Below are 26205 nucleotides of genomic sequence, written 5' to 3' on the forward strand. Positions count from 1 at the left end.
CATCACCTCCCGTAAACACGTTCGCCGGGCGGCCAGCGCGTAATCGTGACCGGGAGGTACGAGACGCGGCCCGAGCCGTCCGGCTCCCGATGGATCATCGAATGGGCCAGATATCGCTGGTCGTTCCGTGCGGGGAAATCGGTCCGTTGGTGCGCGCCCCGGGATTCCTCCCGCGCGTGCGCGCAAGCGATGATGCATTCCGCGACATCGAGCATGCACGACAGCTCGAGCACCGCCACCAGTTCGGTGTTGAACGCCCGGCTGTGGTCGTCGAGGCCGACGTTGCCGAATCGGTCGCGGAGCTCGCGCAGCGTGTCGGCCGCCTTCGCGAGCGAGTCGCCGTCGCGGTAGATCCCGGCGCCGGTCTCCATCGTCTTGTGCATCTCGGTGCGGATGTCCGCGATGCGTTCGGATCCCTCGGCGTGGCGCATGAGCTCGCGTTCCAGCCGATCCTGTTCGTCGCGGCTGAGCGCGAGGACCGCCGAGGACCGGCCGTCGGTGGCCGAGCTCGCGTACTCGGCGGCGGCACGGCCTGCGCGCGCGCCGAAGACCAGCAACTCGGGCAGGGAGTTCGACCCGAGCCGGTTGGCGCCGTTGATGCTGACGCAGGCGGTCTCGCCGACGGCGTACAGACCTCGCACGGGTGTCGCGCCATGGATATCGGTGTGGATGCCGCCCATCATGTAGTGGACGACGGGACGTACCGGGATCAGCTCGCGGACCGGGTCGATGTTCTGGTACTTCGAGCACAGCTCGCGCACGAACGGCAGTTTCGTGTCGATGAGATCCGCACCGAGGTGACGCAGGTCCAGGTGGACGACGTGGCCGTACGGTGTGTCGATGGTCCGGCCCTTGTCGAGTTCGTGCACGAAGGCCTGCGAGAGCCGGTCGCGCGGCCCGAGTTCCATGCTGCGCATGACCGGCGTCGGGGCGGGCGTGCCGAGGTCGTAATCCTGCAGGTAGCGGTAGCCGTCCTTGTTGAGCAACCAGCCGCCCTCGGCGCGGGCGGCCTCGGTGATCAAGATGCCCGTGAACGGGAGGCCGGTCGGGTGGTACTGGACGAACTCCATGTCCTTGAGCGGCGCGCCCGCCCGGTACGCCAGCGCCATGCCATCGCCGGTGTTGATATTGGCGTTGGTGGTGAACGGGTACACCCGGCCGCAGCCACCGGTGCACACGATCACCGAGCTCGCGAGAATGGTGTCGACGCGTCCGGTGGCCAGTTCGATGGCAACGATGCCGCCCACCTTGCCTTCGTCGACGAGCAACGTCGTGGCGAACCACTCGTCGTACCGGACGATGTCCCGATACGACAGCGCCGTCTGGAACAGGGTGTGCAGCATGTGAAAGCCGGTCTTGTCAGCGGCGAACCAGGTGCGGTTGTTCTTCATGCCGCCGAACGCCCGCACCGCGATGTGCCCGTCCGGCTTGCGACTCCACGGGCAGCCCCAATGTTCCAGCTGGAGCAGTTCCCGCGGCGCCTCCTCGACGAAGGCCTCGACGGCGTCCTGGTCACAGAGCCAATCGCTGCCGGAGACCGTGTCGTAGGCGTGCTCGTCCAGGCTGTCGCCGCTACCGGCCACCCCGGCGGCGCCGCCCTCGGCCGAGACGGTGTGGCTGCGCATCGGATAGACCTTGGAGACGATCGCGATGCTCAGCTGCGGGTTGTGCTGCGCGATCGCGATGGCCGCGCGCAGGCCGGCGCCGCCCCCGCCAACGATCACAACGTCGTGAAAAGCGGTCATGGTGGCACCACCCTGGCGTCGTCGGTCAGGCCTCGTGGTCTCCGCTGTGCTCGTCCGCCAGGACCTTGCCGTCATGGCGGATGACTTGGATCCGAACGCTGCCGTCGTGGAATTCGCGCCGAATCCGGCGGCAGCCGCAGTCGTAGTGCAGATTGTCGATGACGAGGCCCTCTTCGTCGTCCTCGCGGTGGCGAGTCCCGCCCCTCAGTTTCCCGCACGGGGCCCGTTCCCCCAGGAACGGCTCGGTGGTGCACAGCATCTCCACCTCCCGGCAAACCGGTGGCATACCTAGATCTCAAGGGTACGCGCGGGTGCGCCGGTGCCACCAGGGGTCGAGCCGCCGCGCGAGATCAATGAGCGACCACGTCCTCGCCGAGGAATCCACCCGACTGATGCCGCCACAGCTGCGCGTAGGTCCCTTCCGAAGAGAGCAACTCCTTGTGGGTCCCCTCTTCGACGATTCGCCCGTGATCGAGCACCACCAGCCGGTCCATTCCGGCCACGGTGCTCAGCCGGTGCGCGACGACCAGCCCCGTGCGCCCATCCATCAAGTCCCAGAGCGCTTGTTGCACAAGCACTTCGCTTTCCGAGTCGAGGGCGCTGGTGGCCTCGTCCAGGAGCAGGATGGGCGCGTCCCGCAGGATGGCCCGAGCCAGCGCGACCCGCTGACGCTGGCCGCCGGACAGTTTCACGCCGCGTTCGCCGATCAGCGTCTCCATACCCTGCGGCAGCGCGTCCGCGAACTCGGTGACGTGGGCGGCCTCGGCGGCCCGCAGGATCTCCCGGTCCGTGGCGTCCGGGCGCGCGAACCGGATGTTCTCGCGCAGGGTCCGGTGGAACATGGCCGGATCCTGGGGGACGTAGGCGATCAGACTGCGCAGGTCCGCCTGCCGCAGCCGCGCGATGTCCTGCCCGCCGATGCGGATCGTTCCGGATTGGATGTCCATCAACCGCAGCAGCAGTTGGGTGATGGTGGTCTTGCCGCCGCCGGATCGTCCGACCAGGCCCACTTTGGCGCCGCTCGGCACGTGCAGATCCAAGTCGTGGAACAGCTGCCGCGCACCAGCGTGCGTGAAGTTCACTCTCTCGAACCGCACGTCGAAGCCCTTGGGCCGCAACGGTTCCGGGTGTTCTGTGTCGAGCACCTTCGGTTCGTCCAGCAGCAGTTCGGTGAACTGCGCCGCCTCGGTGAGCACGGTCTCCAGCCGCCGATAGATCTGGTTGAACCGGAACATGATCCCGGTGGCGTTGAAGTAGTAGGTGAATGCCACCACGATGGCCTCCACCCCCTTGTTCCCGCCACTGAGTCCCAACGCGATCAACAAGCCGATCACGTTGGTGAGCACCACGAGCGGCGCCACCAGCGTATCGATCCGCAGGTTCGCGTAGTCCCAGGAGCGCAACGTCTTTCGCCGCGACGAGGCGACCCGCCGCCGATGCTCGGCCGCCTCTTGCGGTTCGGCGGCGAAGGCGCGCACCACCTGCATATTGGCCAGGCTGTCGGCGACATGTCCGGAAACCCGCGCGACGGCGGCCTCGCGGTCGTCGACCAGCTTCTGGCGGCGCTGAATCAAGGGCATGATGATCAGCGCGGTCACCACGATCATCCCGATCAGCACGACGACCAACACGGGGTTGTAGCGCCACAACACCACCGAGGCGAACACCAGCGGGACCAGTGCGGCCAGAATCTCGAAGGCGAGGGTGTCCACGAACTGTTCGAACCGGCTCGCGAAGCTGAGCGAACGTTTCGTCAGCGAACCGGCGAAGTTGTTGTGGAAGAACGCCGCGTCCTTGGCCAGCAGCTCGTCCATGGCGAACACGTACAGGTGCTCGATACCGTAGGCGTCGACTCGGTTCAAGCAGTGAATCCCGATGCGCCACAGCACTTCCGCGAGCAGCAGGGCGCCGCCGAAGGCGAGGACGTACGGAGCGAGAGCCTCGAAACTCGTGTCCCCGGTCACCGCGACCCGGCCGACCATCGTGGCGACGATCAGCGGCGCGATGTACAGATTGCAGATGTTGCCGAGCGCCGGCCCCAGCAGCGCCGGAATCGCCGTGGTTTTGCGCGAGGCCATTTCCCGGCCGTAGAAACGCAGCACCAGCCTGACCGCCGTCGCGCGTGAACTCATGATCCCCCTCGTCTCGCATCGAACGGACGCAGGTGATCGATGATCCCGCATCCCGAGGGGCGACGGCCAGCGATTTTCGCCGACCGTGATCACCCAGCACCTCGCCGAGGCCGTCACCGGCTCCCGCTCCTCGTTCTCGTCGTGATCCTGCTGCTGTTCACCGGCAGCGGGCGCACCGCCGTCGCGGTCGGCGCTGTCTGGGCGGTGGCCGTCGTCGCGGGATACCGGATGACGAAGCGCGCCGTGCGTCCTGCGGGCCTCTCCGGAGAGGTCGAAGATGATTCGGCCAGGTTGCAGTGATGGCCCACTCACTCGTGTGATCCACGGAATTCGCCAACGCATAGAGAATCATCTTCATATTTATGGATCTGATCTCGCAGAATCTTCACACTTGAAACCCGAAGCGAACCCCACCGATAGGGAACCGCTCTGACCCCCGACCAGTGACGAGACGATCAGGAGTGCTGATGAAAATCGGGATCCCCCGCGAGGTCAAGAATCACGAATACCGGGTGGCGTGCACGCCCGCGGGTGTTGGTGAGCTTGTCTCTCGCGGACACGAAGTGTTCATCGAAGCGGATGCGGGCGCCGGATCGGCGTTCCCCGACACCGCGTACAGCTATGCCGGCGCGCACGTCCTGCCAACCGCGGACGAGGTCTGGGGCGTCGCGGATCTGGTGCTGAAGGTGAAAGAGCCGGTGGCCGAGGAGTATTCGCGCATGCGCGCCGGGCAGGTGCTGTTCACCTACCTGCATTTGGCCGCCTCCAAGGAATGCACCGACGCCCTCCTCGATTCCGGCATCACCTCGCTTGCCTACGAGACGGTGACCGGACGCGACGGGAGCCTGCCGCTGCTTGCCCCGATGAGCGAGGTGGCGGGCCGGCTCGCCCCGCAGGCGGGCGCCTACCACCTGATGCGCAGCGAGGGCGGCCGCGGCGTGCTCATGGGCGGGGTACCCGGTGTGCGACCCGCGAGGGTCGTGATCCTCGGCGCGGGCGTCGCGGGGCGCAATGCCCTCGCCGTCGCGGTGGGAATGCGCGCGGAGGTCACCGTGCTGGATCTGAACGTCGCCCGGCTGCGCGAGGTGGACGAGCAGTACCGCGGGCAGGTGCGCACCGTGGTATCCAACACCTATGAGGTCGAGAACTGCGTGCGCGAGGCGGACCTGGTGATCGGCGCGGTGCTGGTGCCCGGCGCCAAAGCTCCGAAGCTCATCTCCCACGATCTGGTCGAGCAGCTGAAGCCGGGCTCGGTGCTGGTCGACATCGCCATCGACCAAGGCGGCTGCTTCGCCGATTCCCGGCCGACCACGCACGCCGAACCCACCTACCGCGTGCACGATTCGGTGTTCTACTGCGTGGCGAACATGCCCGGCGCGGTGCCCAACACCTCGACGGTGGCGCTCACCAACGCCACCCTCCCCTATGTCCTCGCCTTGGCCGAACACGGTTGGCGCGACGCCGTCGCCGCGGATCTCGGCCTGGCCGCCGGACTGAGCACCCACCAAGGCTCCCTGCTGTCCGAATCCGTCGCCGCCGCACACGGATACACCGCCGAACGGCTCGTCGCGGCCTGAGCGTCGTCCGGAGCCTCGACCGATGTCCGAATCCGGACGCACATGTCACGGCGGCGGCATCCGGGCGTTTGCGCTTCGGTCGCCGAAGCGCCCCCGGCTCGGTCGCCGCGGCGGCCGAGCCGGGGGCGAGCAGCGGGCTTCGTGACCGGCGCGGCGGAGGTATCTCGCCGACGCGGCAGCATGCTGGGCGACACTAGAGGCGATGACCAGCAGCGCGAAGATCGAACCTCCGAAACGCCGACGCCCCCGTGATCGCCGGGCGTCCATTCTGCGCGCCGCGGGCGCAGCCTTCGCGCGCTCCGGCTATCACGGCACGTCGATGGCCGACATCGCGGCCGCGGAGGGAATTTCGGCGACCGCGCTGTACCGACACTTCCGCAACAAGCAGGAACTGCTCGGGCAGTGCCTGCTCACCGGGCTCGACACCACGCTCGCGCGGCTGGACCAGGCCGCCCGCGGCGAACAGCCGCGGACCCGAGTGCTGACCGAACTCGTGGCGGTCGCGCTGGAGCTGCGCGGGCTGCCGCGCCTGTGGCAGCTGGAATTCCGCAGCGTCAGCACGGAGGATCGCCAGGCCGTGCTGGTGCGGGTGGTGCGATTGACCGGGTATCTGCGTCGCGCCATCCGCGGACACCGCCCCGACCTGTCCGCCTCGGATGCCGAGCTGCTGAGCTGGTGCGTGCTGTCGGTGGCCGTCAGCCCCTCCTACCACCAGGTGGATCTGCCCGCCGCGACGTTCGTCGACGTGCTCGACGGAGCCGTACTGGCATTGATCACCGCGGATCTGCCCACGGAGGGACCGCACGCCCGACCGGCGAACCGCGCTCCGCAGCCCGGCGGAACCGCGGATTTCGAGCGCACGGTGCGGCCGGAGCGGATGATCGCGGCCGCGGCCCGCCTGTTCAACACCCGCGGATACGCGGCGGTCGGGATCGAGGACATCGGCGCGGCGGTGGGGGTCACCGGGCCCGCGCTCTACCACCATTTCGCAGGCAAATCCGATCTGCTGAACGAGATCATCGAACGCAACGACCAGTGGATTCGGCTCTACACCGCACGAGCACTGGCCGAGGGGCGCGACGCCGTGGAGTCGATGCGGCTGCTGCTGCGGTCCTACGTGCTTTTCGCGCTGGACGAACCGGATCTGCTCGGCACCACGGTGAGCGAGGTCGGCCATCTGCCGGCGCCTCAGGCGAGCCGGTATCGCCGTACGCACCGTGAGGGCGTGCTGAGCTGGGCTCGAATGCTGCAATCGGCGCGCACCGAGTTGTCGCTGCCGGTGGCGCGGGTGCTGATCCAGGCCATGTCGACCGTGGTCATCGACGCGGTCCGTAATCCGCGCTCCGTGCGCCGCGGCGACCTGCTCGACGCGCTGACCGCCGTCGGCGACCGGATCGCCTTCTCCGTCCCGCTCTCCCGAGCCGCCGCGCTGTCGGCACAGTAGAAGTTTATCGACGATTAACTTGTCCTTCGAATGCCCGTTGAAGTGCGGGAACTCGACCCACAGTTTGCGTCGACAGACTTAGTCGTCAGTAACTTACGGTTGCGTACCGGATTCCCGAGCACCAGAATCACCGCGGGGCGCAGCCATGTGCGCCCGCGATGCACTCGGCCGTCAGGCCGCATTCTCCGAAAGGACAGCGCCGGTGGGGCACTACAAGAGCAACGTCAGAGACCTCGAGTTCAACCTCTTCGAGGTGTTCGGTCTCGAGGAGATCTTGCGCGGCGGGTCCTTCGGCGACCTGGACGCCGACACCGTGCGCACGATGCTTGCCGAAGCCGCCCGGCTGGCCGAGGGACCGGTCGCGGAATCCTTCGCCGACACCGATCGCAACCCGCCGGTCTTCGACGCGCAGACCCACTCGGTGCGACTGCCCGAAGCGTTCAAGCGGTCGGTGCGCGCCTGGTACGACGGGGAATGGTGGCGCATCGGGAAGTCGGAAGCGATCGGCGGCGTCGCGGCGCCGCGGATGTTGGCTTGGGCCATCAGCGAATTCGTGCTCGGCGCGCAGCCTGCGGCCTACATGTACCTGACCGGACCCAACATGGCCGACATCGTCGATGCCATCGGCACGGAGGAGCAGCGGCGCTGGGCCGCGCTCGCGGTGGAGCGGAACTGGGGCGCCACCATGGTGCTGACCGAACCCGACGCCGGATCCGACGTCGGCGCGGGCCGCACCAAAGCGATCCGGCAAGAGGACGGCTCCTGGCACATCGAGGGCGTCAAGCGCTTCATCACCTCCGCCGACTCCGACGACCTGTTCGAGAACATCGTCCACCAGGTGCTGGCACGACCGGAGGGCGCAGGACCCGGCACCAAGGGGCTGAGCCTGTTCCTGGTGCCGAAATACCACTTCGACTCCGAGACCGGCGAAATCGGGGACCGCAACGGCGTTTTCGTCACCAATGTAGAGCACAAGATGGGCCTGAAGGCCTCTGCCACCTGCGAGCTGACCTTCGGCGGTCACGGCATTCCCGCCAAGGGCTGGCTGGTCGGCGAAGTGCACAACGGCATCGCGCAGATGTTCAGGGTGATCGAGGAAGCCCGGATGATGGTGGGCACCAAGGCCATCGCGACCCTGTCGACCGGATACCTCAACGCCCTCGACTACGCCAAGACGCGAGTCCAGGGCAGCGACCTCACCCAGATGGCCGACAAGACCGCCCCGAAGGTCACCATCACCCACCACCCCGACGTGCGCCGCTCCCTGATGATGCAGAAGGCCTACGCCGAAGGCCTGCGCGCGATCTACCTCTACACTGCCGCGCACCAGGATCCCGTTGTCGCCCAGCATGTTTCGGGTGCCGACGCCGAACTCGCCGCACGGGTCAACGATCTGCTGCTGCCGGTCGTCAAGGGCGTCGGCTCCGAGCGGGCCTACCAGTACCTCACCGAATCACTGCAGACCTTCGGCGGCTCCGGCTTCCTCCAGGACTACCCGATCGAGCAGTACATCCGCGACGCGAAGATCGACTCGCTCTACGAAGGCACCACCGCCATCCAGGCACAGGACTTCTTCTTCCGCAAGATCGCCCGCGACCACGGCGTCGCACTCGCCCACCTCGCGGGAAAGATCAGGGAAACCGCCGACTCCGACGCGGGCAACGGCCGCCTCAAAGCCGAGAAAATCCTGCTCGCAACCGCTTTGGAGGATGTGCAGGACATGGTGGGCAGGATGACCCGCCACCTCGTCGCCGCCAAGGAGAATCCCGCCGAACTGTACAAGGTCGGCCTTGGCTCGGTGCGCTTGCTGCTCGCGGTCGGCGACCTGCTGGTGGCATGGCGCCTCCTCGCTGCCGCCGAAATCGCTTACATCGCACTCGATTCCGGCGCAACAGACGCCGATCGAGCCTTCTACGAAGGCAAGATCGCCGTCGCGACGTTCTTCGCCAAGACCACGCTGCCACAGCTGAGCGCTGACTGGGCCGTCCTGTCCGACATCGACGCCTCGATCATGGAACTCGACGAAGCGGCGTTCTGAGCACCCCTCGCTTCCCGTGCCGGGGGTGGTTCAGCGGCGGACAGCCGCGAATGGCGGCAAACACCGCGACCCCCGGCGGGGCGGCGCGCACCTCGCCCGGCGTACCGGCAGGGACATAGAGCACTCGGCCTTGCCGCGGGGGTGGGAACTCGGTGAGTTCGGCGGTCCATTGCGCGGGTTGGCGGGTGTGGAAGACGAACGGCCCCGGGCAGTCGCCACACTTTTCGAAGCTGACCCACATGCTCTGATACCAGGTTTCGACCAGTCGGTCGGCGGCGACCAGCTTCAGGACGCTGCGACCGAGCGTTCACGACGGCGCCTTCGGTCCCGGGCCCTCGGGCACCGGGATGCCGTTGGTTCGGCACGGTTGTTGCGCTGTGCTCGCACACGACGGCAGCTGGTCGGCGTGCGGGTAGGGGGTGTAGCTGAGGACGACGCTCGATGGGCGGGCGCTGTCGAACCAGACGGTGTTGGTCGCAGGCGTGGTGTGGTTGCCGAACACCCAGTACCCGGTCGGCGCGGGCGTGTCGATGGTGATCCGGATGCTCGAGCCCGCGCGGAACACGTGCGCGAACTTGTTGATTTCGATGCGCATCGGGGTTGGTTCTCCCGGCACCAGTGGCCTCGCCGCGTCCCGGGTGAACTCACCCCATGGCCGCAACTCGGTCGAGCGGGTCTGGTCGAGGGCCCGCTGGGAGGCACGCAACCATCCCCGTTGCACATACATTTCTTGCCCGTCGGGCCGCACCTCCGACACGGTCACCTGGACGTCGGTGTCGGGCGCCGACGAGCTGAACCACAGATCGGCCGACCCGCTCCCGTAGAAGCTGAGGTCTTCGGGCAGCGCACCCGTAGTGAAGGTCAGCTGCCCGTCCGGTGCCGAGGGCGGGTTCCATCCCCCGGTGCCGGGCTGGTTCACCGCGGAAGCTGTGAACGGATAGCGGTACTGCGCGGATGCCGTTGCGAGGGTTGGCTGTTCGGTGCCGAGTCGGCCGTCCGGCTGCAGCCACATCCGCAGCGCTCGCACATCGACCGGCAGACGGCCGAACGTGGCGATCGAAGTCGGTGTGGTGCGCGGTATTTCGCCGCCGGTGTCGGTGACCTGCATTTCTTGCAGCAGCCGCACACGAGGTTCCCGCTCGAATCCGTTGTCTTCGCCCTTCACGAAGTGGGCGAGGAACCGCCTGATCACGGCATTGATCTCCGGCGAAGTCAGATCGGTGTGATGATCACCGTTCGAGCTGATCAACCACATCCTCTCCGGGTTCATCGTCTCTTCGTAATACCCGGACCGCGGCCCGACCTGCTCGTCCTGCCACGACTGCGTGCCGAGGGCGGGCACGTCGATCCCGCTGGTGTGCAGCATCGCGCTCCTGTCCGCGTAGCTGGGACCGTAGAACGGATCGGCGAGCCATCGGGTGAGGTCGATGTCGGGCCGCTGCGCATTGGTCGTGTTCTGCGCGACGATCGCGGCGCATTCGGTGTCGCCGTCCAACTCCTCGGCCCGCTGAGCCGCGTGCTGCCAGATAGCGGGAAACTCACTCCACCACTCGGCCGGGAACCCGATGTTCTGGATGCCGCCGGGGTATCCGACATCTCGATACGGGTCGGCGACATTCTTGCTCGGGGTGATCGCGCGAAGCCCCGACGGTCGCTGCGCGGCTGTCCAGAGTTGGTTGTAGCCGGAGTAGGAGTAGCCGATCATCCCGACTCGGCCGTTGGACCACGGCTGCCTGGCCGCCCATTCCACCGCAGCGGCGCCAGCGGCGCCCACCGCCTCGTCGAAGATGTGGTTCTCTCCCGTCGAGCAACCCGTTCCCGGCACGTTGACGCCGACGATCGCATAACCCTCGGACAACCATCCGCGTCCGACGTCGGGGTCGGATCCCGCGCTGTAGCCGTCGTATTCGACAAGAACCGGATGCGGTCCGTCCCCGGCGGGAAGCAACACCGAGTATCTGATGCGATTGCCGTCGGCCGGCAGATATCCCCACAGGCGCGAAGGATCTCCCGCGGCGTTCGAATCCCGCTCAGCTGAAACACATCCCGCACAGACGACCGCGACGACCGCGAGTACCGCCGCCCGCCACCCGCAACTGCCGGTCCTCGCCATGACTGTCTCCACTCTCCTCGCGATCACAACCTCGGTGGACCGCCGAACGCTTTGTCTTCCTGCGCCTTTCGCTCCGATGCTGCCAGGGCGACCCTACGGCCTCGATGGCCATCCGGTCGTCCGACGAACGGATGACGATCGATCACCCCCGCTGCGGAGGCCAACCCTGAGCCGACCCTGATGGACCACCGCGAACGCATCGGCGATACATCGCTCCAGGTTTGCGCCATCGGAAGCGACACGACCGTCGACTGCGCCCGCGGTGACACCTCACCGGACCGCGCACCGACGGCGCGCACCATGCGAGCGCCACTTGACAAGTTTTACATACATGCTTACATGTATCCCATGAAGCGGTCGGTTGACGAGGCCCGTGCGACTCGGGCGAACATCCTGGCGGCGGGTTTGGCGTCGTTTGCTGAAATCGGTTGGGAAAAAACGACATTCGTTGGTGTCGGTGCGCGGGCCGGGGTGACGCGGGGCGCGGTGCATCACCACTTTCCCGACAAGCTGGGACTGCTGACGGCAGCGCTGGACGAGGGATGGACCGATGCCGTGGCCCCGCTGCTGGCGGCGTTGGCCGAACCCGGCACACCGGGGCCGGAGCGGTTGGTCGCGTTCGTGTCGGGCTACGCGCGGTCGCTGACCGGCGATGAGCGGTTCCGCAGGCTCGCGATCGTGTCCACCATCGTCGCCCCGCAAGCGCTGGCGCTCGAGCCGGGCATCACCGCCAAGCAGCGCGCCATGTCGGCGTGGGAGGACGGGATCCGCGCGGCCTTGACCGACACGCGCTGTCGTCCGGGGGTCACCGTCGAGGTCGCCGTGCTGGTGATCATCACGCTCGTCCACGGCCTGACGATGACCGCCGCGACCCAGCCGGAACTGCTGCCCGCCAACGCCGAAAGCGCCCGCGCGCTGGCGTTGGCCTGCGTGCACGGCCTGGTGGCCTGAACCGATCGCGCGCCTCTCCTCGACCGGCCGCACACGCGCGCCGGTATCCAGCGACCGTCTCGGTCGTGTTTCCAGAAAGGCAACTTTCGTGTCCGCTCCTACGAGCGCCAAATCATCGACCGCGGCAGTGGTCGTCGCATGTGTGGCGCTGTTCACCGATATGTTCATCTACGGCCTGGCGATCCCGGTATTGCCGCTGCTCCCGGCGACCGTGGACGCGGGCCCCGCGGCGACCGGGCTGCTGTTCGCCAGCTACGCGGCCGCGATGCTGGCGGCCACGCCGGTAGCAGGCGCCCTTGTCGATCGCCGCGGTCCGCGTACCTCGCTGCTGCTCGGCTTGTTCGGGTTGGCCGCTGCCACAGTGGTTTTCGCGGTCGGCGCGCCGTTCTGGCTGCTGCTGGTCGGCCGCAGCCTGCAGGGCTTCGCGGCGGGCATGGCCTGGGTGGCGAGCCTGTCGTTGATCGCGGCGACCGTGCCCTTCGCCAAACGCGGACCGATGATGGGCGCGGCGATGAGCATGATCAGCGTCGGCATCCTGCTCGGGCCCCCGGTCGGCGGGCTGCTTGTCGAGCACTTCGGCACCGTGGTTCCGTTCCTGCTCGCCGCCGCGCTCGCGGTCCTCGACGGCATCGCGCGCGTGGTGTTCGTCCGCGTCGACCACCACGCCACCGACGACCCCACCGGGCCGGTCGCCGTCCTACGGGTTCCCGGGACCGGCCCTGTCGTGGTGGTCGTGCTGCTGAGCGCGGCGATGATCGCCGCGATCGAACCCGTTCTGCCGCTGCACCTTTCCCGCGCCTTCGGCACCTCCGCGCTCGGCATCGGCTTGCTGTTCGGCCTCACCGTCGTCGTCGGCGCTGTCCTCAACCCGATCGTCGGCGCGCTGATCGGCAAGGTCGACGCACGCGTCCTCGTCGTCATCGGAATCCTCACCGCCACCGCGGGTTTGGTGGTGCTCGGACGCAGCGACCTGCTGTGGCTGGTGATCGTCGCGATGGTCCTGCTCGGCCCGGCCGTCGCGTTCCTGTCCGCGCCCGCCACCACGTTGATCGGATTCCAAGGACAGCACACCGACCCGCCCGCACTCGGCGGCGCCTACACCCTGTTCAACCTCGCCTACGGCACCGGTCTGATGGCCGGTCCCGCGCTCGCGGGCGCATTGACCGACGCCTTCGATCTGCGTGTCGCGCTGCTGATTCTCGGCGCCGCGCTGTTGGCCACCGGGCTGACCGTCGCGGCGCGGCTACCCGACGGGCTCTCAGTATCCGGCGTCGCGGCGGCGGAATCCGGCGAACCCCGCCGCGAGCACAGCCGCGGCGGTAGTCGTGAGCACCAGTAGTGGTGCGGCGGTGAGGGTTTGCAGCGGTACTTGCGGTATGTGCGTGAAAGGCGAAGCGTCATCGAACCAGTCGGGGAAGTCAAAGGCCGTCGTGAAGAGCACGGCCACCACGCAGTAGGCGAACACCGCCCACGACACCGGACCGGCGGCTCGGGGGACCCAGCCGCACGCCAGCACGGCGACAGCGATGACCGCCCACACCGCGGGCAGGTACGCCAGCGCCGCACCGGTGACCCGCAGGAGCTGGCCCGCGTCGGCGACCGTCAGCCCATAGGCCAGCCCCATGCCGAAACCGCCTGCGCCCAAGACGATCACACCGCCGACAATGGCCACCGAGAGGTGGCTTGCCAGCCAGGCGTAGCGGCTGACGGGCGCGGCCAGGATCGGTTCGGCTCGGCCCGCGGTCTCCTCGCCCCTCGACCGCAGCACACTGGCGACGCCGAACGCGGCGCTGAGCACGGCGACTACCGAAATCGTCAGCGCCAGATACGAATCCACCGCACGCGCCGCGCCACCGGGAAGGTAGGCGGCGATCTCGGGGTTGTCGGTCAGATAGTCCTCGATGCTGTCGGCGAACGAGCCGTACGCCGCGCCGAGCCCGAACACACCCACCACCCACCCCGCCAGGGAACCGCGCTGCAATCGCCACGCCAGGCCCAGCGGCGAGCGCAGTGCCCAGGACGCGGTGGGCCGACCCGTTCGGTACCGAAGCAGTCCCGCCCCGAAGTCACGTCGATCGAGCAGCGCGAATGCCACGGCGGTCAGCGCGAGGGTCGCGACGGCGAACAGCAGCACCGTCCACCACCGGTCACCCGCGTACGGATAGCTGCGCTGACCCCACCCGATGGGGGAAGCCCAGGACAGCGCACCGTTGCCCACATCGCCGACAGCGCGCGCCACATAGGCGGCGGCCAGCGCGAGCCCGACCGCCCCGTAGACACTGCGGGGATTCTCGAACACCTGCGCGGCGAGGGCGGTGACGGCGGCGAAGGTGAGACCTACTCCCGCCGTGACGATTCCGAGCAGCACGGAACTGCCCACCGGCAGCCCGGTACCCACCGCGGCGGCGAACACGACCAGCGCCACGGCGACATCGGCCAGCCCCGCCAACGCGAGCGCCGCCACGGCGGGTGCCCGGCGTCCCACCCGCGCCGATCGGAGCAGTTCCGCGCGACCGGTTTCCTCGTCCGAACGGGTATGCCTGCCGACAAGCAACATGTTCAGCAACGCGACCACGATCGCGAGATAGGCGAAGATCTCGAAGACGATCTCCCCGCCGATGGTGTCCAGCAGCCTGGTCGGCCCGCCCATGGCGACGGCGGCGGCGCTGGCGCTCACCGTCTCGCGGAGCTGGGCGAGCTTCTGGGGTGTGTCGTAGAAGCGCTGGCTGGCGAGAGACTGGAAGACCAGCAGCGCGCCGGCGCCGAGCAACCAGCACGGCAGCCAGAATCGTTCGCGCCACAGCGCGAACCGCAGCAGAGTCCCGGCCCCGGATATGGTCTCGCCGAACGGTGCGGACGGAATCGAGGTGGTGGTCACGGCCCCTCCTCCCCCGCCGGTGCCGCGGTGTCCGTGTAGTGGCGCAGGAAGATGTCCTCCAGCGTCGGCGGTGTGCTGGTCAGGCTGCGCACGCCGAGGTCGGCGAGCACGCGCATGATGGTGTCCAGGTGTGCGGTGTCAACGTCGAACCTGACCCGCGTACCGTCACCGACGAGGTCGTGCACTCCGGCCATCGCATGCAGATCCTTTGCGGGCCGGACGGTTTCGACGCTGATCGTGGTGCGGGTCAGATGCCGCAACTCCGACAGTGTGCCGCTTTCGACGGTGCGTCCGCGCCGAATGATGCTCACCCGATCGCACAACGCCTCCACCTCGGCGAGGATGTGGCTCGACAGCAGCACGGTCCGGCCCTCGTTCCTGGCTTCGGTGATACAGCGCCGGAATTCGGCCTCCTTGAGCGGGTCGAGGCCTGCGGTCGGCTCGTCGAGCAGCAGCAGCTCCGCGTCCGAAGCCAGTGCCGCGATCAGCGCGACCTTCTGCCGGTTGCCTTTGGAGTACGCGCGCGCCTTCTGGCGGGGGTCGAGGTCGAACCTTTCCAACAGCTCGTCACATCGGCGCCGGTCGATGCCGCCGCGCAAGCGCCCCATCAGGTCGATGACCTCACCACCGGTGATCCCCGGCCACAGGATCACTTCGCCGGGCACGTAGGCCAGCCGTGCGTGCAGCGCGACCGCGTCCGACCACGGATCACCGCCGAGCATGCGCACCGTCCCGGAATCGGCGCGCAGCAAGCCGAGCAGGATCCGGATCGTGGTCGTCTTGCCCGAACCGTTCGGGCCCAGGAATCCGTGGATCTCACCGGTGCGCACGCTCAAATCCAGACCGTCGAGCGCTGTCGCCGCACCGAAGGATTTCCGCAGCCCTGCGATCGTTATCGCGGCACTGGTCATATCGACATCTTTCTCGGTCGCGCCCCCGCCGGGTAGTCCGACTCGCGGATCCACCGAATCGTGGCAGGCCTTCGGGCTTGCTGACCTTGGTCGGGGTTCTCGAGGACCAACGGCCCTGCTGGCGGACTCGCCCGTCGGGCACGGTGATCTCGGGGCCGCGGCACCTGCCGAGCCGCGGCCCGTCCCCACCGATGATCGAGGAAACACCGTGAGCGACATGGCATCCGGCCAGCCCTATCACGCCAACCCCGGCGACAGCCTCGCCGACCCCTACAACATCCCCGGCATCGTGCTGTTCATCGCCGGGGTGGTGGGTCTCGCGTCCACGCTGACCGCTGCGGGAAATGGAATCTCCGGTTGGGTGGTCATCGGCTCCGCGGCGACCGCGCTGTGCTTCGTCGCCAGCGTCACGGTGTTCTTCCTCGAACACGAGCGCCTGCGCCGCCTCGCCCTACGCCGCGTGCCGGTCGGAACCGAACCGCAAACCCCTGCGTGACCACGGGATACCACCAAGTTCGTCGCCGACGGCGGGCACGGGCTGGGCCGCGATGCCGGGACCAGCAGAACCACACGTACTGCGCCGCGCCGTCGGCCTACCGAGGTGTTGCGTTGTCGACGGGTGAGCTACTCGTGGCGACCTGGTCGAGCACGGCCCTCAGCGCGCGGCGAGCCTGGTCGGCGATCAGCGCCAAGGCGGTATGTCCGCTTTGGGTGAGCAGCTGCTGCGGGTCGCCGGCGTCGACGACGGTGGTGTCGCCATCGGCGCGCACGACGATGTTGCAGGGCAGCAGCAGCCCGATGCCGCGGTCGATGGCGAGCGCCCGAGCGGCCAGCTGCGGGTGGCAGGTGCCGACGATCACATAGTTCTCCATCGCCGCGTCGGCTGCCTCCTGCAGGGCCGCGCGCATGTCGACTTCGTTGAGCACGGCGAATCCGTGTTCGGTCAACGCGGTTCGCACGGCGATCACCGTGTCGGTGAACGGGCTCGTGGTCCGCACAGTCAGTGGTGCCGCGGCGACGGGGACGCGAATCTGGGTGAGCAGGTCGTGGGCGGCGACCGCCTCGTCGGGGCCGACCAGATACACCTCCGTCGGAGGACCGACCACCTGGTATCGACCCGCTCGCAACCATTGTTCGAGGGCTCGATAGGCCTCGCCGATGCGCTGATAGTCGCCGTGGTGGATGGTGTGCGCGAAGAGGCCGGGTTCGGTGCGCTGCAGCGAGATCTCTCCCGCGTCAGACCCGAACGAGGCCGCGGCGACCGGCAGGGTGAACACGACCTCGGCCGCGGCGCCCGGGGTGAAGTCACCGACGTAGGTTGTCGAGGCCGGTCCGGCCGGTGCCAGCCCGGTGACCGCGGCGAACTCCTGCAGGGCCCGCAGGCCTGCGCCGATGTCCTCGCCCGCATGCTCGGCGCGCACGCGGCGGCGCAGCTCGAGGACGGTCTGCGGTGTTTGCTGGTCGACGCCTACCTGATATCGCAATGGAGGCTCCTTCGGTCGATCCTGGCGGGAAGGCCGTTGCCGTTCGCTGCGTGCCGAGAGGCGCAGGACCGGGCCCGCTCGAGTTCGCCGCGACCCGGTCATACCCTCGACCCAACGCTAGTCGCGTACGCACCGGTCCCGTAGTGCCGAACAGACCGTGGGACAAGGACCTTCGTCCTCGCCGGCCCAACAGGCGCCACCGCCTGCCCGGCAAAGGACGAGTCGGGGGCCTTGGGCCCGTGCGCGGAGGACTTCCGACCCCCGCGACACGCCGCAGCGGGTTCTTAGCCTGGAATCAGACAGCCGCTTCGGCGAGGGAGGACATTGGTCACACCCCTGATCGACCCCGCTGAACAACCTCTTCGAGGAGAACCCGTGAACACCACCGCTTCCTCTTCCACCGTCGTCGTCGGCACCGACGGCTCGGACTCGGCCGCGTACGCCGTGCGCTGGGCCGCCCGGGACGCGGCCGCCCACCGCACACCGCTCCACATCGTCACCGCCATCGGTTCGATGATCGAGTTCGGCGCCGCGCTCGGCCCCGCCGCCATCGACTTCCAGGAAATCCGCCAGGACGGAGAACGCACCCTGGAACAAGCCCGGGCACTCGCCGAACAAGCCGTAGGCGACCAGCGCCTCGAGATCACCACCGCGCTCGTCGAATCCGCGCCGATTCCCGCGCTGAAGGACAGCTCCAAGGACGCCCGTCTGCTCGTGGTCGGCACCCGCGGCCACGGTGCACTGCGGCGCGGACTGCTCGGCTCGGTCAGCACCTCCCTGGCCCGCCACGCGCAGTGCCCGGTCGCGGTCATCCCCGACGAAGATCCCGTTCCCACCGACGGCGCGGTGGTTGTCGGTGTGGACGGCTCCGCCTGTAGCGCCCACGCCGTCCGGGTGGCCTACGACCAAGCGGCCGTCCGCAACGTCGAGCTGGTCGCCGTGCACACCTGGTCGGAGGTCTACCGCTACATTCCGCGCGAGGAGATGCTGCAAGAAGACTCCGCGCTGCTCGCCGAAAGCCTCGCGGGCTTCAGCGACCGCTACCCCGACGTGGCGGTTCGCCGCGTCGTCGTCGAGGACCGGCCCGCCCGACGACTCCTGCGCGAAGCCGAAGGTGCGCAACTGCTCGTCGTCGGCAGCCACGGACGCGGCGGGTTCGTCGGTATGACACTCGGCTCGGTCAGCCAGGCCGTCCTCCACGCCGCGCCATGCCCGGTCGTCATAGCCCGCTGCCAAGACTGATCACGCCCGTCTATTCGCCGCTTTCGAGATCGAGCACGGCGGTCAGCAGGTGGCGGAGACGGGCAAGGTCGTCCGCGCCGAGCGCCTGACGCCATCGCTGTTCGACCTGTTCGCCCGCTGCTCGCGTCACCCGCAGCGCGTGCCTGCCGCGGTCGGTGAGACACAAAAGTTTCGCGCGGGCGTCGGCGGGGTCGCTCACGCGCGACACATATCCGGCGCGCTCGAGCGTCACCGCGACCTGAGCCACGGCCTGCGGTGACACCCCGATGTCGGCAGCCAAATCCACCGCACGCCTGCCGCCGCCGAGCAGACGCACCAGCACCAGCACATGCGCCGGACGCAATCCGTCCAGTCCCTCGGCGGCGAAAACAGCCCGCAAAGTACGGGTGTTCGCCTCGGCCAGGGCTTGGACCAGGCCGGGAACGGTGCGGTGCGAGCGGATGGTCATGACGGCCACTCTGGCAGGCCTCGGCGCACCTCGACAAATAGACAAGACCCTTGTCTATAATCCCGTATGTCTTTGTCACGACCGCTGTCGACCGTCCTCACCACCGCGACTCTGCTGCTCACCGCCGCTGGCTGCGCCGCCCACCCCGGCGACGCGGCCGCCGAACCCGCGGCATCGACCGAGCACTCGCTGGAGAGCGGCGGAATCTCGCGCGACTACCGCGTCTACCGGCCCGCCGCCGCGCGCGACGGCGCTCCGCTCGTTGTCGTGCTGCACGGCGGGTACGGTTCCGGCGCTCAGGCCGAACGCGCCTACGGTTGGAACGAGCAGGCCGACGCCGACGGTTTCGTTGTCGCCTATCCCGACGGCCTGTCGCGCGCGTGGAACACCGAGGGTGGCGATTGTTGCGGACCCGCCGAACGCCGCTCCGTCGACGACGTCGCGTTCATCTCCGCGATGGTCGCCGCCATCACCCGCGAGCACGGAATCGATTCCGCCCGTGTCTATCTCACCGGTATGAGCAACGGCGGCATCATGGCCTACACCCTCGCCTGCCGCACCGCGCTCTTCGCCGCCGTCGCCCCCGTGGCCGCCACTCGGCTCGCCGACTGCCCCGCCCCGGCACCGGTCTCGGTCCTGCACATCCACGGCAGCGCCGACGAGGCCGTCCGCTACGACGGCGCCCCCGGCGACAACACAAGCACCGTCATCGACGGACCGCCCGTGCCCGAACTGCACGCCGAATGGCGCCGCCACCAGGGCTGCCCAGACCCGGTGATCACCGCCGCGGGCCCGGTCACCACCTCCCGCGCCACCTGCCCCGAGGACCGGGAAGTCACCCTGATCACCATCGACGGCGCCGGACACCAATGGCCAGGAGCCGACCGCACCCCGATGCGCGAACGCCTCCTCGGCACCGACCCGCCGAGCACGGCCATCGACGCCACCGCCACCATCGCGCAGTTCTTCGCCCGGCACCGTCGATGACGTTCGGCGCCAAAGCATTCCGGCCGTACCAATCGGACGGTGCCGCTAGCGCCGCGTCCAGAATGGTCGGCGCGGTAACCGACCGACGGCCGCCGTCATCCCGCCAGACCGACTGGACGTGACCTTCATTCATCCGGCCTGCGTGCACCGGTGAACCGACCGAGGGTGACCTTCAGCACGGTTGGCCGACCAATGGTGACCTTCGGTCGGCGTTGCTTGGCCACCCTGTGGACGGGGCACTAGCCGATTTCGACGACGCGCGCCCAGTCGGGCGGTCTGTCCGGGACGTAATCGGAATCGCGTTCACTCCACGACGGAGCCCGGCGGAACAGGCCAACGACGGTGCGACACCCCGGCTTGGCCGCAGGCCATGGTGTCTGACCGTCGGTGAGGACCACGACGACGTCCGGGCGTTGTTGGGCACGAAGGGCTTTGGCGAAACCGGTGCGGAGGTCGGTGCCGCCGCCGCCCACCAGCGGGATACCCTCGGCCGCGCACAGCGGGTGCGCGATCCGGGCGGCCGCGTCGCAGGACAACACGGTGACCAGGTCGCGGCGACCGCCCACCGCGCGGCAGATGGCGGTCACTTCGAGCAGGGCGCTCCCGAGTTCGGTGTCGCTGACCGAACCGGAGGTATCGATGATCACGCTGACGCGGGGCGGTGTGCGCCGCAGGCTCGGCAGGACGACACCCGGCACGCCGGCTGAGCGTCGCGCGGGTCTGCGATAGGTGTAGTCCTCCCCGACGCCGGGCGCCGAGACGGCCGCGCGCAGTGCCGCACCCAGCAGATCGCGCCACGGCTGCGGTGGATGGAACACTTCACGCGCCCAGCGCCGCCATCCTTCGGGCGCGTCGCCCGGGCGGCCGGTGATGCCCTGCGCCACCAGGAAGCGCACGCCGTCGCGTTCCTGTTCGCTGAGTCCGTCCGCGCCGAGCGGCCCCAGCTCCCACTCGCGCTCCGAGCCGTCGGCGCCGCTACCGCAATCGAGCCACGCCATCTCCGGTGTGTACGTTCCGAACCGGAACTCCCGCAGGTACTCCTCCATGAGTTTGCCCGCGGGCAAGTCGATGTCGGCGGGCAGGATCGCACCTTCCGGGCGGACCAGGCCGTCGCCGAAGATGTCGTCGTTGATCTCGAAGTCGGCGGCGATGTTCATGCGCAGCCGTTCCCCCGGCCCGCTCAGTTCGTGCTCGCGGGCGAAGCGCTCACCGCGGCCGTGATGATCGCGCAGCAGGTGCGACACCTCGTGCACCAGCACGCCGGCCAGTTCCTCGACCGGCATGCCGTCCACGAACGCGGGCGAAACATAGCAGCGCCAGTACCGGTCCACACTCATCGTCGGGACGCGGCGCGATTCGACGATGTGCAGCGCGAACAGCGCGGTCGCCAGGTAGGGCCGGACCCGCACCGCGTACAGCCTTGCGGCGAAGAGCTTCTCCAGATCCAGTTTCGGATCCGCTGCCCGCGCCGTCATCGGCCCGCTCGCACGAGGTCGGCGGCGCGATCCGCGCGCCGCGACACCGACACCACGCCCGTCAGCTTCTCGATCGACGCCGGTACCTCCCAATTGCCTTGGCGCAGTGTGGCGAGCGTGGTCGCGGCGACGACAACCAGATCCGGCGGCCCGGTTTCGATCGCCCGCACCAGCAGCGCCCACGCCGCATCCCAGCGGGACTTCTCCGGGCGCTTGCGCACCGCCGCAACCACACCGTCGAGCACGGCCTGGCGCAGATCCCCGCGCTCGGGGAGCTCGGCGCCCGCCGGATCGGCCAGCAGCATCTCCGGGTCCGGAAGGTCCATTCGGTCCATGCTGGTCAGCAGCTCGAAACCGGGTCCGTCCCCGACCGTCCCCCGAATCAACAGCGACAGCACGTCCTTGGAAGAGCCCGCGGCGGTGGCGAACGCGATCAGCCGCAGCGCCATCTCCCAGCTGCGAGGCGATGCCCACGCACCGCCCCGTCGCGCTTCACTGCTCGGCATCTGATGCACGAGCTTCGGGCGCGCCGCGAGCAGCACGCACACCGCGCGACGCGCGAATGCCACCGCCTCCGTGAGCTTTCCCGGATCGAGCTGCGGCAGAGTCGCGCGCGGCCAGGTACCGCCGAGACCACGCACGACCACATCGTGATCGTGCACCCACTGCAGGTGCACGAACCGATTGGCCAGCGGCGGGCTCAGCTCCCAGCCGTCCGCCGCCGACGAGCGCGGGTTGGCTGCCGCGACGATCCGGACGCCCGGCGGCAGCTTCAGCGCACCGATCCGCCGCTCCAGCACGAGCCGCAGCAGGGCGGCCTGCACGGCGGGCGGCGCGGTGGAGAGCTCGTCGAGGAACAGCAGCCCCCGGCCCGCCTTGACCAAGCGCACCGCCCAGTCCGGTGGCGCCATCGGAACACCGTGCTCCGCGGGGTCGTCGCCGACGATCGGCAGGCCCGAAAAGTCCGATGGCTCGTGCACGCTCGCGATCACCGTGGTCAACGGAAGCTCCAGTGTCTCGGCGAGCTGCGTGAGGGCGGCGGTCTTGCCGATTCCCGGTTCGCCCCAGAGCAGCACCGGCAGGTCGGCGGCTACCGCCAGGGTGAGGGCCTCGAGTTGGGTGTCGGTTCGCGGTTCGGTGGTGGTCTCGCCGAGGAGGGTCAGCAGATCGGCGGCGATATCGAGCTGGGAAGTGTGGGCAGCGAGGTCCGTGACAGCAGCAGACATGTGAATCACCTTGTGTTGTAGAAGGATTGATTGATTCGACGCGGGACGTGGTCGGGTCGCAGGTCGTCGGGTGGTAGTGCCGCGCGCCCGTGTGAAGCGGTCAGGAGCGCCAGGCGGTCGCACAGCGCCGCAGCGCACGGCGGAGGCGGTTTCAGTAGGTCGTCGCGTTGCGCGGGTGCGCGCGGCGGTCTCGTGGACGGCGAGCGCCGGGGTAGTTGGGGACGAGCTGCGATTCGGATAGCCCGGATCGATAGAGCCCGTAGGTGATTCGCTGTCGCGCGGTGGCTTCCAATGCGTCTCGGAGAGCGCCGTCGCGCAGGACCGCCTCGGGGCCGAGCAGGCCTTCGACGACGGCGAGCGCGCCCGCGGTGTCACCGTGTGCGAGCCGTTCGCGAACGCCCGTGAGGCAGTCCGGTTGGCGATGTGCCCGATCGATCGCCTGCAGGCAGGGCAGCGGGGTGCCGCTCAAGGCGGCCAGGAGTTCCTCGCGCCGAATCTCGGCCGGGTCGTGGTCCAGCGCGGACAGCACACCGTCGACCAAGCCGATACGGTGTTGCTCGCCGCCGCATTCCACCAAATGTGTTCGCTCCCACCGGGTCGGCCCTCGGACGGATTCGCTCGGCGAACAGTCCTGCGCCAGCGCGGCGGCGACCAGCGGATGCAGTCGTTCGAGCGAGATCGCGCCGGTGCGAAGCAGTTCCAGGTCGGGTGGTTGCCAGGTCGCGGCGTCGGGCAGCACCGGAAGCGCCGAGACAGCTCCGGCCGGATATGTCCTCACGATCCGCAAGCCGACAGTGCCCAGTTCGGCGATCACCCGTTGCCGAGCGCCCAACCGCACCAGGACGGTATTCTCCTGTCGCCCTTCGGCATCGAGCAGGATTCGGGCCTCGGCGGCCCAGCGATCAACGGCGTACCCGCGATCCCGCGACACGATCTCCAGCAGAGCGGGGTCCAGCGCCGACCGGTCGGCGTCCGGTCCGGCTCCGCACCGCAGCCGCAGCTCGTCGGACCTGCGCGCGTCCCAGAGGTGACGATGCAGGTCCATCCGGAAACGGCGGTCCGGCCGTGGATGCGGATGCGGACTCTCGAAGCCGGATCCATCCCACAGCGCGAGTGCCACCCGCTGCCCGGAATCCGCCCACGTCGGCGCCGTACGGACCACCAGGTGCACGAAATCGCCTGTGCCACAGGCGTAGCGAGCGAGCGTGATCGTCAACCCCGGCCGGAGCAGGCCGTCCGGAGCGACCCTCGGCAGGTGCCAGCGCAGCAGATCAGGAGCCAAATGCCGGAGATCGGACCGGATTTCAGCCGCCAGCTCACGGCCGTAAGTCCGTGCCACAGAACGTAAATCGATACCGACGTCGAAACCAGCAGCGGCACAAGCCCCCGCCCAATCCCCGGCGCGACGCAGAGCGGTAGCGGTCTCGATCATGGAGGGCGGCACAGCGAACTCACGCACGCGCGGCCAGAAGGAAAGGCGGGAATCGTCCCCATTCGTCTTCGCAGTGAGCATCAGCACTCACCTTGGACGAACGGGACCCCCAATCTGCGATCAGAAGGAATCATCATCGCGTCGATCATAGAGCGTGCCACCGAGACCCGCCAACCATGGGGCCGCGAAACCGGCTCGCCCTGGGTCCCGCACCCACGGGACCTGCTGCCCGAGCGGGCGACTTCCTGTTCTTCGTTCTGGAGGCCGCCTGACTCGGATCGTCCGGACCGCATGGTTCGGCCTACGAATCCGGCCTGGCAACACCGCACGCTCCTGGCCTTCAGGGCCGCATGGTTCGTACCCCACGCGGCGTTCAGTGGAGTGGCAACGCGCACGCTCGGATCTAGCGCGGCGGCTGGTTCTGGGGCGGATACTGGTGCGGCACAGGACCTCTCGGAGCGGGCGCCGTCCGCGCCGCAGCGGCGACCACCGTCGCGAGGGTGGCGGCGAATGCGGCGAGCGCGCACGGGATGGACAACCAGTAGGTGTCCTCGAAGAGGAATTCGAACTGTGCGGCGCCGAGCACCGCTTCCACCATGCCGGACAGGAGCATGCCCGCGGCCACCGCCGCGAGCGCGCGCAGCACGGGATATCGCGCGCCCATCCCCGCGAGCGCGCAGATACCGGTGAGGATCGCGAGCAGGATCATCAGCGCGAGCATGACGTCGGACCACAGGAAGCGGTAACTCGAGGAGAACGCGTTGGCGAGACGGAAGACGATGGCGAGCAACGCGGCGACCAGCAGTAGACCGCCCGCGACCCGCTCCATCGCACCGCCGCTCGACGGTCGGCTCGCCGGACCATAGCCGGGCGGCACCGCAGCGGGCATGCCGGGCGGCGGTGCGCCGTACGGATGCGGCTGACCGAGATAGGGCGGCGGAGGACTCTGCTGCGGATTCACTTGCCCGTGGTACGGATTCGACTGACCCGGCACGTACCCACCCTGACCCGGCGGCATCGGATTCCCCATCGGTAGTACTCCTCCCCGGCCCTCCGGCCGCACCAACGAACCGCTACGACGAAGGACCCTAGTGACTCGGGCCGTGCCACGCCGCATTACGTCGGCAGAGAGCCATATCCCTCCCTGAGTGTGTTCCCGTGACGCCGGGCCGAGCGTCGAGGACTTAGCGAGTCCGCGCGCCGCCCACTGCGCGCCCACCACGCGCGCACCAGTCCCTCGGCGCCCACACGAACACGCCGCCGGGTCCCGACGGTGGCACGATGGCCGAACACTTCGAAATCGCTGTCTTCGATGCGGTCCAAGATTTCCGAGTACAACAGCAGCGCGGTCGCCACGCAGGGACGAGAGCGTGGTGCCAGCCGCTCGATGCCACCGCGCGCGAAATCGTATATCCGCCTGGCGATCTCGTGCTGATCGGCAAGCGCGCGGCGCACGCGGGGCTCCCCCTTGCCATATCTACGACACCACACGAGTAGTTCCCGATCCACGCCGTGGACGGCCAGTTCGTCGGCGGGCAAGTAGACGCGATCGCGTGCCAGGTCCTCGTCGACATCGCGGAGGAAATTGGTGAGCTGGAACGCCTTGCCCAGCGCCGCCGCGTACGGCTCGGCTTCTGGACCGGGTACCGTCGTCCCCAGAATCGGCAGCAGCTGCAGACCGATCACCTCAGCCGATCCGTAGACATAGCGGTCCAGTGCACCGCGGTCCGGGTAAGTGGTCACCGACAGATCCATCCGCATCGATGTGAGGAATGCGTCGAATAGATGGTCCGGTATGCGGTAACGGTCGGCGGTGTGCAGCACTGCGGCCAACACCGGATCGCCGCCGACATCACGGGTTTTCAATTGCCCTGCCAAACTGTCCAATCGGGCGGCTCGGTCGGATGTCCCGAGTCGTGCATCGAGGTCGTCGACGATGTCGTCCGCGCGGCGGGCGAAGCCGTAGAGCGCGTGCACGCCGGGGCGCTGGTCGGGGGCGAGCAACCGCGTGGCCAGAAAGAACGTCTTACCGTGCCGGGCGTTGAGTGCCCGACAGTGTTCATACGACTGGCGTAGTGATCGATCGGTGATACCTGCCGCATCGAGTTCCGTACGTGTCATC

Annotated in this window: 22 protein-coding genes; 9 read left to right on the top strand and 13 right to left on the bottom strand. The window is 68.5% G+C overall.

Going from position 1 to position 26205, the window contains the following annotated elements; all coding sequences use genetic code 11:
- Nucleotides 1–2: 2 nt before the first annotated feature.
- The 3 genes from frdA to CRP45_RS31145 form a co-directional block, all read right to left on the bottom strand.
- On the bottom strand, nucleotides 3–1745 hold the full coding sequence (frdA, locus tag CRP45_RS31135; RefSeq protein ID WP_097248214.1) for a fumarate reductase (quinol) flavoprotein subunit: 1743 nt from the start codon (nucleotides 1743–1745) through the stop codon (nucleotides 3–5).
- A gap of 25 nt (nucleotides 1746–1770) precedes the next feature.
- Nucleotides 1771–2004: a hypothetical protein gene (locus CRP45_RS31140; protein ID WP_245910627.1), complete on the bottom strand. Its 234-nt coding sequence runs from the start codon at nucleotides 2002–2004 to the stop codon at nucleotides 1771–1773.
- Nucleotides 2005–2095: 91 nt separating this feature from the next.
- A complete protein-coding gene (locus tag CRP45_RS31145) occupies nucleotides 2096–3877 on the bottom strand; it encodes an ABC transporter ATP-binding protein (protein WP_097248215.1) in 1782 nt (593 codons plus the stop codon).
- A gap of 141 nt (nucleotides 3878–4018) precedes the next feature.
- Here CRP45_RS31145 and CRP45_RS34095 point away from each other — a divergent pair, with 141 nt between their 5' ends.
- From CRP45_RS34095 to CRP45_RS31160, 4 genes are all read left to right on the top strand, one after another.
- A complete protein-coding gene (locus CRP45_RS34095; RefSeq protein ID WP_179831074.1) occupies nucleotides 4019–4177 on the top strand; it encodes a hypothetical protein in 159 nt (52 codons plus the stop codon).
- A gap of 167 nt (nucleotides 4178–4344) precedes the next feature.
- Nucleotides 4345–5454 carry an alanine dehydrogenase gene (gene ald, locus CRP45_RS31150; protein ID WP_097248341.1) on the top strand — a complete coding sequence of 370 codons (1110 nt, stop codon included), beginning with the start codon at nucleotides 4345–4347 and terminating at the stop codon, nucleotides 5452–5454.
- Between the two features lie 202 nt (nucleotides 5455–5656).
- Nucleotides 5657–6898 carry a TetR/AcrR family transcriptional regulator gene (locus CRP45_RS31155; RefSeq protein ID WP_097248216.1) on the top strand — a complete coding sequence of 414 codons (1242 nt, stop codon included), beginning with the start codon at nucleotides 5657–5659 and terminating at the stop codon, nucleotides 6896–6898.
- Between the two features lie 202 nt (nucleotides 6899–7100).
- The gene (locus tag CRP45_RS31160; protein WP_097248217.1) at nucleotides 7101–8936 is read left to right on the top strand and encodes an acyl-CoA dehydrogenase; all 1836 of its coding nucleotides are present in this window, start codon (nucleotides 7101–7103) and stop codon (nucleotides 8934–8936) included.
- Between the two features lie 307 nt (nucleotides 8937–9243).
- On the opposite strand, the gene CRP45_RS31165 is transcribed toward CRP45_RS31160, so the two are convergent.
- Nucleotides 9244–11049, bottom strand: coding sequence for a CocE/NonD family hydrolase (locus CRP45_RS31165; RefSeq protein ID WP_097248218.1), 1806 nt, complete (start codon nucleotides 11047–11049; stop codon nucleotides 9244–9246).
- Nucleotides 11050–11229: 180 nt separating this feature from the next.
- Between CRP45_RS31165 and CRP45_RS31170 the strand changes: the two genes are divergently transcribed.
- Together CRP45_RS31170 and CRP45_RS31175 are read left to right on the top strand one after the other, a co-directional pair.
- The gene (locus CRP45_RS31170) at nucleotides 11230–12000 is read left to right on the top strand and encodes a TetR/AcrR family transcriptional regulator (protein WP_097248219.1); all 771 of its coding nucleotides are present in this window, start codon (nucleotides 11230–11232) and stop codon (nucleotides 11998–12000) included.
- Nucleotides 12001–12088: 88 nt separating this feature from the next.
- A complete protein-coding gene (locus CRP45_RS31175) occupies nucleotides 12089–13339 on the top strand; it encodes an MFS transporter (RefSeq protein WP_218841210.1) in 1251 nt (416 codons plus the stop codon).
- On the opposite strand, the gene CRP45_RS31180 is transcribed toward CRP45_RS31175, so the two are convergent.
- Both CRP45_RS31180 and CRP45_RS31185 read right to left on the bottom strand, forming a co-directional pair.
- On the bottom strand, nucleotides 13259–14878 hold the full coding sequence (locus tag CRP45_RS31180) for an ABC transporter permease (protein WP_245910629.1): 1620 nt from the start codon (nucleotides 14876–14878) through the stop codon (nucleotides 13259–13261). The genes CRP45_RS31175 and CRP45_RS31180 overlap by 81 nt on opposite strands.
- Nucleotides 14875–15789, bottom strand: a complete 915-nt coding sequence (locus tag CRP45_RS31185; protein WP_097248220.1) for an ABC transporter ATP-binding protein — start codon at nucleotides 15787–15789, stop codon at nucleotides 14875–14877. Before CRP45_RS31185 ends, CRP45_RS31180 begins: the two co-directional genes overlap by 4 nt.
- A gap of 208 nt (nucleotides 15790–15997) precedes the next feature.
- Between CRP45_RS31185 and CRP45_RS31190 the strand changes: the two genes are divergently transcribed.
- Entirely contained in the window at nucleotides 15998–16285 is a 288-nt protein-coding gene (locus CRP45_RS31190; protein ID WP_143861585.1) for a hypothetical protein, read from the top strand.
- Nucleotides 16286–16382: 97 nt separating this feature from the next.
- On the opposite strand, the gene CRP45_RS34830 is transcribed toward CRP45_RS31190, so the two are convergent.
- Nucleotides 16383–17273 (bottom strand): DUF302 domain-containing protein, encoded by an 891-nt coding sequence (locus tag CRP45_RS34830; RefSeq protein WP_245910631.1) that lies wholly within the window; start codon nucleotides 17271–17273, stop codon nucleotides 16383–16385.
- Nucleotides 17274–17648: 375 nt separating this feature from the next.
- Between CRP45_RS34830 and CRP45_RS31200 the strand changes: the two genes are divergently transcribed.
- Nucleotides 17649–18515 carry a universal stress protein gene (locus CRP45_RS31200; RefSeq protein WP_097248223.1) on the top strand — a complete coding sequence of 289 codons (867 nt, stop codon included), beginning with the start codon at nucleotides 17649–17651 and terminating at the stop codon, nucleotides 18513–18515.
- Nucleotides 18516–18525: 10 nt separating this feature from the next.
- On the opposite strand, the gene CRP45_RS31205 is transcribed toward CRP45_RS31200, so the two are convergent.
- Nucleotides 18526–18963 (bottom strand): MarR family winged helix-turn-helix transcriptional regulator, encoded by a 438-nt coding sequence (locus tag CRP45_RS31205; protein WP_097248344.1) that lies wholly within the window; start codon nucleotides 18961–18963, stop codon nucleotides 18526–18528.
- Between the two features lie 66 nt (nucleotides 18964–19029).
- Here CRP45_RS31205 and CRP45_RS31210 point away from each other — a divergent pair, with 66 nt between their 5' ends.
- Nucleotides 19030–19950: an extracellular catalytic domain type 1 short-chain-length polyhydroxyalkanoate depolymerase gene (locus CRP45_RS31210; protein ID WP_097248224.1), complete on the top strand. Its 921-nt coding sequence runs from the start codon at nucleotides 19030–19032 to the stop codon at nucleotides 19948–19950.
- Between the two features lie 239 nt (nucleotides 19951–20189).
- Here CRP45_RS31210 and CRP45_RS31215 read toward each other — a convergent pair whose 3' ends face one another.
- The 5 genes from CRP45_RS31215 to CRP45_RS31235 form a co-directional block, all read right to left on the bottom strand.
- Nucleotides 20190–21425 (bottom strand): vWA domain-containing protein, encoded by a 1236-nt coding sequence (locus CRP45_RS31215; protein WP_097248225.1) that lies wholly within the window; start codon nucleotides 21423–21425, stop codon nucleotides 20190–20192.
- A complete protein-coding gene (locus CRP45_RS31220; RefSeq protein ID WP_097248226.1) occupies nucleotides 21422–22651 on the bottom strand; it encodes an AAA family ATPase in 1230 nt (409 codons plus the stop codon). The genes CRP45_RS31215 and CRP45_RS31220 overlap by 4 nt, the downstream gene beginning before the upstream one ends.
- Nucleotides 22652–22802: 151 nt before the next feature.
- Entirely contained in the window at nucleotides 22803–23990 is a 1188-nt protein-coding gene (locus CRP45_RS31225; protein ID WP_342747054.1) for a hypothetical protein, read from the bottom strand.
- Between the two features lie 496 nt (nucleotides 23991–24486).
- Nucleotides 24487–25113: a hypothetical protein gene (locus CRP45_RS31230; RefSeq protein WP_143861586.1), complete on the bottom strand. Its 627-nt coding sequence runs from the start codon at nucleotides 25111–25113 to the stop codon at nucleotides 24487–24489.
- A gap of 86 nt (nucleotides 25114–25199) precedes the next feature.
- Entirely contained in the window at nucleotides 25200–26204 is a 1005-nt protein-coding gene (locus CRP45_RS31235) for a phytoene/squalene synthase family protein (protein WP_097248228.1), read from the bottom strand.
- Nucleotide 26205: the final 1 nt, after the last annotated feature.

This window comes from Nocardia amikacinitolerans, assembly GCF_900215415.1.
Lineage (GTDB): Bacteria > Actinomycetota > Actinomycetes > Mycobacteriales > Mycobacteriaceae > Nocardia > Nocardia amikacinitolerans.

What these genes read in the sequence shown, in the direction of transcription:
- frdA (WP_097248214.1), bottom strand. Translation starts at nt 1,745, where the DNA reads ATGACCGCTTTTCACGACGTTGTGATCGTTGGCGGGGGCGGCGCCGGC.
- CRP45_RS31140 (WP_245910627.1), bottom strand. Translation starts at nt 2,004, where the DNA reads ATGCTGTGCACCACCGAGCCGTTCCTGGGGGAACGGGCCCCGTGCGGG.
- CRP45_RS31145 (WP_097248215.1), bottom strand. Translation starts at nt 3,877, where the DNA reads ATGAGTTCACGCGCGACGGCGGTCAGGCTGGTGCTGCGTTTCTACGGC.
- ald (WP_097248341.1), top strand. Translation starts at nt 4,345, where the DNA reads ATGAAAATCGGGATCCCCCGCGAGGTCAAGAATCACGAATACCGGGTG.
- CRP45_RS31155 (WP_097248216.1), top strand. Translation starts at nt 5,657, where the DNA reads ATGACCAGCAGCGCGAAGATCGAACCTCCGAAACGCCGACGCCCCCGT.
- CRP45_RS31165 (WP_097248218.1), bottom strand. Translation starts at nt 11,049, where the DNA reads ATGGCGAGGACCGGCAGTTGCGGGTGGCGGGCGGCGGTACTCGCGGTC.
- CRP45_RS31170 (WP_097248219.1), top strand. Translation starts at nt 11,230, where the DNA reads ATGGACCACCGCGAACGCATCGGCGATACATCGCTCCAGGTTTGCGCC.
- CRP45_RS31185 (WP_097248220.1), bottom strand. Translation starts at nt 15,789, where the DNA reads ATGACCAGTGCCGCGATAACGATCGCAGGGCTGCGGAAATCCTTCGGT.
- CRP45_RS31205 (WP_097248344.1), bottom strand. Translation starts at nt 18,963, where the DNA reads ATGACCATCCGCTCGCACCGCACCGTTCCCGGCCTGGTCCAAGCCCTG.
- CRP45_RS31210 (WP_097248224.1), top strand. Translation starts at nt 19,030, where the DNA reads ATGTCTTTGTCACGACCGCTGTCGACCGTCCTCACCACCGCGACTCTG.
- CRP45_RS31215 (WP_097248225.1), bottom strand. Translation starts at nt 21,425, where the DNA reads ATGACGGCGCGGGCAGCGGATCCGAAACTGGATCTGGAGAAGCTCTTC.
- CRP45_RS31220 (WP_097248226.1), bottom strand. Translation starts at nt 22,651, where the DNA reads ATGTCTGCTGCTGTCACGGACCTCGCTGCCCACACTTCCCAGCTCGAT.
- CRP45_RS31230 (WP_143861586.1), bottom strand. Translation starts at nt 25,113, where the DNA reads ATGGGGAATCCGATGCCGCCGGGTCAGGGTGGGTACGTGCCGGGTCAG.
- CRP45_RS31235 (WP_097248228.1), bottom strand. Translation starts at nt 26,204, where the DNA reads ATGACACGTACGGAACTCGATGCGGCAGGTATCACCGATCGATCACTA.